Raw genomic sequence first — 6,680 nt, 5'->3', positions numbered from 1 at the left:
ATCACCAATTCGATACCAAGGTGTATATTGCTTGTAGAGTTCGGGACGTTCGGCTTTGACTGCGTTCCAGAAGGTTTGATTGGCAGGCTCGAATACTCGTGTCCCCCAGGAAGTAATTGCTAATTTTCCACCAGGACGGAGCATTCGCCATAGCTCGGCGACGGCGGCTTCCATATCGGGGACAAAGAAAATTCCAAATACACACACGATCGCATCAAAACTTTCACTAGGTAAACCCATACTGGTAAAGTCACCACAGCGAAACTCGATATTTGCTAATCCTTGTTGCTGTGATTTATGGCGTGCTAGTTCTAATAGAGAATCTGCTAGATCGACACCCAAAACCGAGCCAGTCGCACCGACTTGTTTTGCAGCGGGAATTGCTGATGCACCACTACCACAGCAAACATCAAGGATCTGATTTCCCGATTGAAGTTCGAGTCGATCGATCGTGCGTTGCCCAAACCGATTCCAAAAGGACAGGGCTGGAGCATCAAAGTAATCGGCAGCCGAATTAAATGTTGTCGTCGATCTCTGGATTGCCTCTTCTTTATTCATGTCTATGATTAGGAAGGATGTTTAGATAATGGGTCAATTTATGTTCAGATCTCGTCACTCCCAAACTGTCATTTTCTGTAGACATCTTTCCGATGTTTGCACTGCAAGAGCAAAACGATCGAATCTTCATCGTCAATTTCATAACGAACGCGATAATCGCCAATCCGAATCCGATACTCATTGTCAGTACCTTTCATTTTGACCACTCCATCAGGACGTGGATCTTCTCCGAGTTGTTGGATTTTAACTGCGACTCGCTCGAAAACATCATTAGGCAAAGCATCTAACTGTTTTTGGACGGTTTTAGGCGTAATGATGGTGTAACTCATACCGATCGATTTGACCGTTCTGCTGTGTATCGATCGAACGTAGTATAATCGCCTGCTCGATAGTCAGCGCGAGCAGCTTGGACTTCAGCAATGTCGTCAGGATCGTCCTCTTCAGGGAATAATTCAGCTTCGATAAATTCCAGAAGCTGGTGTTTTTCAGCAGTTTTTAGTGATGAAATTGCTGCTATCAGTGATTGAAATGGAATGTCTAGTTTTACAGTATTTTCAGCCATTATAATTTTCTCGATATTTATTCATAAGCTATTCGCGCAAGATTACCTACCCTAATATCTTGCACAGGATTGTCCACCCTATAACTATTATTTTGTGAGTGACTTCCTTATCGATCTAAGCTCGTCAGCAATTTGGTTCATTGCATTTGCCGTAGGATCTATCGTGATACCTAAGAAACTTAATCCGATACTCCTTAAGATACTCCTCTCAATTAGTGAAGAGACCCTATTATCCCAACCTGTTGGAGATGTCCTCTGAAGTTCTAGTCCGGGAGCAGGAGCCTGAACATCAATAATTCCCTCCTCATGATTACTTAGAATAAACTCAAATTCAAAGCTTTTACCAGGATTTATAAATGACACTTCAAGATGACAAAAATTCTTGTCAGTATTGCACTGAATTCCTTTCTCATATTCACGAAGATTGCTTGCAAGCCTAGCATCAATAATATGTGCTCCAGATTGGAAATAGATAACAATAGTGACTTTTTCTACTACATCATTACCAGCATTTCCAAAGCGAATCTTTATAATGCTAAGAGAATCTGGATTGTAGTTCCCTACTTGGAACACTACTGGTAAACCAATCTGCTTCGATAATTCACGTGGTATTAGATCGCTTTCAGACATAATTGCCCACGCAAGGATCTTCCGTTTCCTAGCCAGTCGAGGAATTATTATGCCACCGGATAAAACACCTAGGGTAAATGTCACCATCCACCCAATAATTGGGATATAGTCTTTAGGTTCCATTACAACTAATTAGCTATATTAAAATAATAATAATATTGTAGTATTGTTTTTCTCTATTAGCTGCATCATAGAGAATCAACAAATTTTATCGATTTACTCCTCATCATCCAAATCCTCCGCATCGCCACCGACTACCACATCGCGAATCCGCAAACTTGGCCCACCGACACCAACAGGCAAACCACCTTGCCCAGCCTTGCCACAACCGCCAGACTCATCCCAATAAAAATCATCCCCAATCCCTTCAATATCGCCTAGTGTCTTAAATACGTTCCCTGATAGTGTCACATCCCGCACGGGTTCGGCGATTTCGCCATTCCGAATCATCCAGGCTTCGCCAGCACTAAAGGTAAACATCTCGCCGTTGGTCATCCCACCCAGCCAATTGCGGGCATAGACGCCTTCTTTGATGCCTGAAAATAGATCCGCGACGGGAGTATGTCCGCGATCGATCCAGGTATTCGTCATTCGCACGATCGGCGGATAATGATAATTCAAGCATCGCGCATTACCTGTCGCCGCTTCGCCCAATTTGCCAGCGGTTTCCCGTGAATGCAGTCGTCCGACGAGATTGCCATCTTTAATTAGCTGCGTGGTGGTCGCTGGCGTGCCTTCGTCGTCATACAAATAACTGCCGCGATGTCCTTCCGGTGCTGCGCCATCAAAGATCTGTAAGTCCTGACAGCCAAATTTGCGTCCCATTGTCATCACTTCGAGCAAATCGGGATTTTCGTACATCGAATCGGCTTCGGAGAGGTGCCCAAATGCCTCGTGGACGAATAAGCCAGTCAAGATGGGGTCGATCACCACCGTGTAAGCGTTGCCTTTCACAGGAGGCAGGAACAGGGCAGCAACGGCACGTTGAGCTGCGCTCTCAACTTGTCGATCAAGTCCGATTGTATCTTCATAGGCTTTGCGGGAGCCGAGAGTTTCGCGGCCAGTTTGGACGGTATCGCCATTACGAGCAGTTGCGGCAAACCGGATCTCCATATCGATCCAAGATTGTTCGATTAGGGTACCTTCAGAAGTCGCTAGGACGATATGTTGCGCGCTATCGCCATACCGGACGGAAGTAGTCGCAATCCGGCGATCGGTAGTCTGTAAGATGTGGTTGTAATGTTCGCACAATGCCTTCTTGCGGGCGATCGAAATCTGACGCGGATCGGTACCTGTCAAGGGTAAACTACAACTTGTCCGAATAATCTCGATCGGTGCCAGAATTGTCTCATCTTCACCGATAATTCGCGCTGCGGCGATCGCTTCTTCAATCCGTTCGGCGAGTGTCTCCAAGCGGTTGAAGCTGGCAAATCCCCAGCCACCTTTGTAGCAGGCGCGCACCTGTCCGCCGATGGCCAGATCTTCGCTGAGGGTTTCGACCCGATCTCCACGTACTAGGATATCCGTTCCTTCTGACTCTTCAAGTCTAATTGCCAGATAATCTACGCGATTGCGATAACGTTTGATTAAGTCGGTGAGGCGGTTTTTGCTGTCTACGATTACGGAAGGCATGGTGGCTAGTGGATAGTGGATAGTGAATAGTAAGTAGGTTGTGGATTAGTCTTGACTAATTAGAATGTGATTTTTAGGATCAAAGACCTAACACCTAACACCGAAAGCCTAGTCGAAATGAATTACTATACTACGATCGCTAGATACAATCAGTGGATGAATCAGCGGCTGTATGCTGTCTGCGATGATATACCCGATCTCGATCGCCAGTCGGATCGTGGGGCTTTTTTTAAGTCGATTCAGGGTACGCTCAATCATATCCTGGTGGCCGATCGAATTTGGTTGGGTCGATTTACCCAGCAACCATTTACAGCCAAGCTGGACGCGGAACTATATAGTGATTTTAGCGAGTTACGTGCCCAACGGGAACTACTCGATCGGACGATTATCGATTGGGCTGATAATTTGACTCCAGCATGGCTCGAAGCGCAGCTTCACTACACCAATAGTTCGGGGGTGACGCGGACGCGACCGCATTGGTTACTGGTGACGCACATGTTCAACCATCAAACCCACCATCGCGGTCAATTAACGACCCTGCTCAATCAACTGGGCTACGATGCTGGTGTGACCGATTTACCCGCTATGCCGGAGTTTCAGGGCGATGTTGAAATCGAAAATTAGTAAGTCGATCAAGATCTCGAACTGCACTTATTTTGAAAATCGATCGACCACTCAGAGCGACACCGATTAGTAAAAAGCATTACCATCAGAGCAGATGGAACTTAAATCAAAACTGTCAAGACAGTAAATATGCCGCCGATCGATATTCAAACTACCCTATATCAACTCGAACACTTTGCCGATCGATTAGTGACAGAGCAACTGACTCAGATTACCTGGGTATCGGTGGCGACGATCTTCTTCGCTGGATTACTGACCAGCCTGACCCCTTGCACTCTTTCCATGTTACCGATTACGATCGGTTATATCGGTGGCTACGAATACAAAAGTCGCTGGCAAGCCGCACTCCAATCGACATTTTTCTGTGCTGGGATTGCCACAACGCTGGCTGGCTTGGGGATATTTGCAGCGGTAGTCGGCAAAGTTTACGGTCAAATTGGCTTGGGTTTGCCAATTTTTGTCAGTGTGGTGGCGATTTTGATGGGGTTAAATTTGCTCGAAGCTTTGCCCTTCCAATTGCCCGATTTCGGTGGGATGGACTGGATTCCCAAAGATTTACCAAATGGCGCGCGTTCTTATTTACTAGGTGTCACCTTTGGATTGGTGGCTTCGCCTTGCAGCACCCCAGTATTAGCCAGCTTACTGGCTTGGGTAGCTAGCACTGGAAATATTTGGTTGGGTGCGGCACTTCTACTAGCATATACGGCTGGTTATGTGGCACCATTAATATTGGCAGGGACATTTACGGCGGTAATCAAGAAGTTATTAGAAGTCCGTAAATGGTCGGGGTGGATTACCCCAACTAGTGGCGTGCTTTTGATTGGGTTTGGGGTGTTTTCGTTATTAACTAGAATTCCAAGTTTTTAAGACCCAATTGACAAATTTTTATTAGCTGTATTATTAGAAATAACAGAAGCCGATCGTGCGCACAGTATCTCTACTCATGTTGCTTTTATCCAAACTCCAAACTCCCAACTTCTTAGAAAATGGCGATCGAATCCAACGTAGCAGCTTCCGGTAGTATTTGGCAAATTCCCCAACAGTGGTGGCGGAAGAAAATCGTGCCAGTTATTGCCAATCTTAAATTTGCGATCACACTGGTACTGATTATTGCTGTATTAAGCATTACGGGCACAGTTATCGAGCAGGGAGAAACACCAGGATTTTATCAAACTAATTATCCCGAACATCCGGCTTTATTTGGTTTTCTAACTTGGAAAGTCATTCAAGTTATTGGCTTAGACCATGTTTATCGCACTTGGTGGTATTTAGGGTTATTATTGTTATTCGGAATAAGTCTGATGACTTGTACGTTTACCACCCAATTACCGATGCTCAAGTCGGCGCGGAAGTGGAAGTTTTATGAAAATCCTAAATTCTTTCAAAGATTAGCCTTGAGCGCGGAAATTGACGATCGAGATCTCACAGCACTTAGCGAACAATTACAAGCTCAGAAATACAAGATTTTTACCGAAGGCGATAAACTTTATGCGCGCAAAGGATTGATCGGCAAAATCGGGCCGATCGTCGTACACATCGGCATGATTCTCACTTTGCTCGGTGGTGTCTGGGGCGCAATGACTGGATTTATCGGTCAAGAAATGGTACCGAGTGGCGATACTTTTCAAGTCAAAAATATTCTTGACGCGGGGCCATTAGCCCGCAACCAGATCCCCAAAGATTGGTCGGTGAAAGTCAATCGTTTCTGGATTGACTATACACCCGCAGGGACGATCGATCAGTTTTATTCCGATCTATCCGTCATCGATAATAGCAGTAAAAAAGAACTCGATCGACAAACGATTCATGTTAATAAACCATTGAAATATGATGGAGTTTATTACTATCAAACTGACTGGTCGATTTCGGGCGTGAAAGTGAGGATTAATAATAGTCCGATCTTCAGACTCCCAATGGCGCAGTTGGGACAAGGAGTTCAAAATCGGATCTGGGGTACTTGGATTCCCACCAAGCCAGATTTAAGCGAAGGTGTTTCCCTCTTGGCGAAGGACTTACAAGGGACGTTGTTGGTCTACGATACTAAAGGACAGTTAGTTTCTAGCGTTCGGGCTGGAAGTGCTCTAGAAGTCAATGGGGTCACACTCAAAGTTCTGGAAGTCATCGGTGGTACAGGCTTGCAAATCAAAGCCGATCCTGGAATTCCGATCGTCTATTTAGGATTTGGACTACTAATGCTCGGTGTAGTGATGAGCTACTTCTCCCATTCTCAAATCTGGGCAGTCACCAAGGACGGCAAATTGTATCTCGGCGGACGCACAAATCGCGCTCAGGTGGTCTTCGAGCGAGAAACGATCGAGTTAATCGAACGACTCCAAGACACGCCGCCAGTCGGCATTACTAGCGATTTACAGGTACCGACAGCCGTTAACTAAATTTTGGATCGCCATCTCGATATCAATGTTAGAGCGATTCTCGCCATAACGTTAAATTAACTTAACCTAAATCTGCTCGAATCCTGATTGTCAAAGGCTTACGCCTGTGTTAACCTAACAGTAGGTAGTAACTTACCCGTTGTCTAGTACAGCTATCCAATTATTATATTAGGAGGTGGTGCCCATGATCGAGAGTAGTACACGTCTGGGTCTCGAAACTGGAGTTAGCCGGCTGAGTGCTGGGACTGTCCTCTAGTAAACTTATCGGTTTGTCTATAGAA

At 45.5% G+C, this 6,680-nt stretch carries 8 protein-coding genes; 3 read left to right on the top strand and 5 right to left on the bottom strand.

The window, feature by feature from the left end; translation table 11 throughout:
- From RMO27_RS16855 to RMO27_RS16835, 5 genes are all read right to left on the bottom strand, one after another.
- A partial coding sequence (locus RMO27_RS16855; RefSeq protein ID WP_309734611.1) for a methyltransferase domain-containing protein occupies positions 1-558 on the bottom strand: 558 nt, incomplete at its 3' end.
- A gap of 68 nt (positions 559-626) precedes the next feature.
- The gene (locus RMO27_RS16850; RefSeq protein ID WP_309734610.1) at positions 627-887 is read right to left on the bottom strand and encodes a type II toxin-antitoxin system RelE/ParE family toxin; all 261 of its coding nucleotides are present in this window, start codon (positions 885-887) and stop codon (positions 627-629) included.
- Positions 884-1,120: a hypothetical protein gene (locus RMO27_RS16845; protein ID WP_309734608.1), complete on the bottom strand. Its 237-nt coding sequence runs from the start codon at positions 1,118-1,120 to the stop codon at positions 884-886. Before RMO27_RS16845 ends, RMO27_RS16850 begins: the two co-directional genes overlap by 4 nt.
- 87 nt (positions 1,121-1,207) lie before the next feature.
- On the bottom strand, positions 1,208-1,873 hold the full coding sequence (locus RMO27_RS16840) for a hypothetical protein (RefSeq protein WP_309734606.1): 666 nt from the start codon (positions 1,871-1,873) through the stop codon (positions 1,208-1,210).
- 93 nt (positions 1,874-1,966) lie between these two features.
- Positions 1,967-3,382, bottom strand: a complete 1,416-nt coding sequence (locus RMO27_RS16835) for a TldD/PmbA family protein (RefSeq protein ID WP_309734604.1) — start codon at positions 3,380-3,382, stop codon at positions 1,967-1,969.
- A gap of 117 nt (positions 3,383-3,499) precedes the next feature.
- On the opposite strand from RMO27_RS16835, the gene RMO27_RS16830 reads away from it, so the two are divergent.
- The 3 genes from RMO27_RS16830 (at position 3,500) to RMO27_RS16820 (ending at position 6,399) form a co-directional block, all read left to right on the top strand.
- Entirely contained in the window at positions 3,500-4,006 is a 507-nt protein-coding gene (locus tag RMO27_RS16830; RefSeq protein WP_309734602.1) for a DinB family protein, read from the top strand.
- 129 nt (positions 4,007-4,135) lie between these two features.
- A complete protein-coding gene (locus tag RMO27_RS16825; protein WP_309734600.1) occupies positions 4,136-4,873 on the top strand; it encodes a cytochrome c biogenesis protein CcdA in 738 nt (245 codons plus the stop codon).
- 119 nt (positions 4,874-4,992) lie between these two features.
- On the top strand, positions 4,993-6,399 hold the full coding sequence (locus RMO27_RS16820; protein ID WP_309734598.1) for a cytochrome c biogenesis protein: 1,407 nt from the start codon (positions 4,993-4,995) through the stop codon (positions 6,397-6,399).
- Positions 6,400-6,680: the final 281 nt, after the last annotated feature.

This window comes from Chamaesiphon sp. OTE_75_metabat_556, from assembly GCF_031378165.1.
GTDB lineage: Bacteria > Cyanobacteriota > Cyanobacteriia > Cyanobacteriales > Chamaesiphonaceae > Chamaesiphon.
Note: the sequence above shows the minus strand (reverse complement) of the source record. Positions and strands in the feature narration are given on the sequence as shown.

Bases quoted from the DNA above. Each gene is read 5' to 3' on its own strand.
- RMO27_RS16850 (WP_309734610.1), bottom strand. From the start codon at position 887: ATGAGTTACACCATCATTACGCCTAAAACCGTCCAAAAACAGTTAGAT.
- RMO27_RS16845 (WP_309734608.1), bottom strand. From the start codon at position 1,120: ATGGCTGAAAATACTGTAAAACTAGACATTCCATTTCAATCACTGATA.
- RMO27_RS16840 (WP_309734606.1), bottom strand. From the start codon at position 1,873: ATGGAACCTAAAGACTATATCCCAATTATTGGGTGGATGGTGACATTT.
- RMO27_RS16835 (WP_309734604.1), bottom strand. From the start codon at position 3,382: ATGCCTTCCGTAATCGTAGACAGCAAAAACCGCCTCACCGACTTAATC.
- RMO27_RS16830 (WP_309734602.1), top strand. From the start codon at position 3,500: ATGAATTACTATACTACGATCGCTAGATACAATCAGTGGATGAATCAG.
- RMO27_RS16825 (WP_309734600.1), top strand. From the start codon at position 4,136: ATGCCGCCGATCGATATTCAAACTACCCTATATCAACTCGAACACTTT.
- RMO27_RS16820 (WP_309734598.1), top strand. From the start codon at position 4,993: ATGGCGATCGAATCCAACGTAGCAGCTTCCGGTAGTATTTGGCAAATT.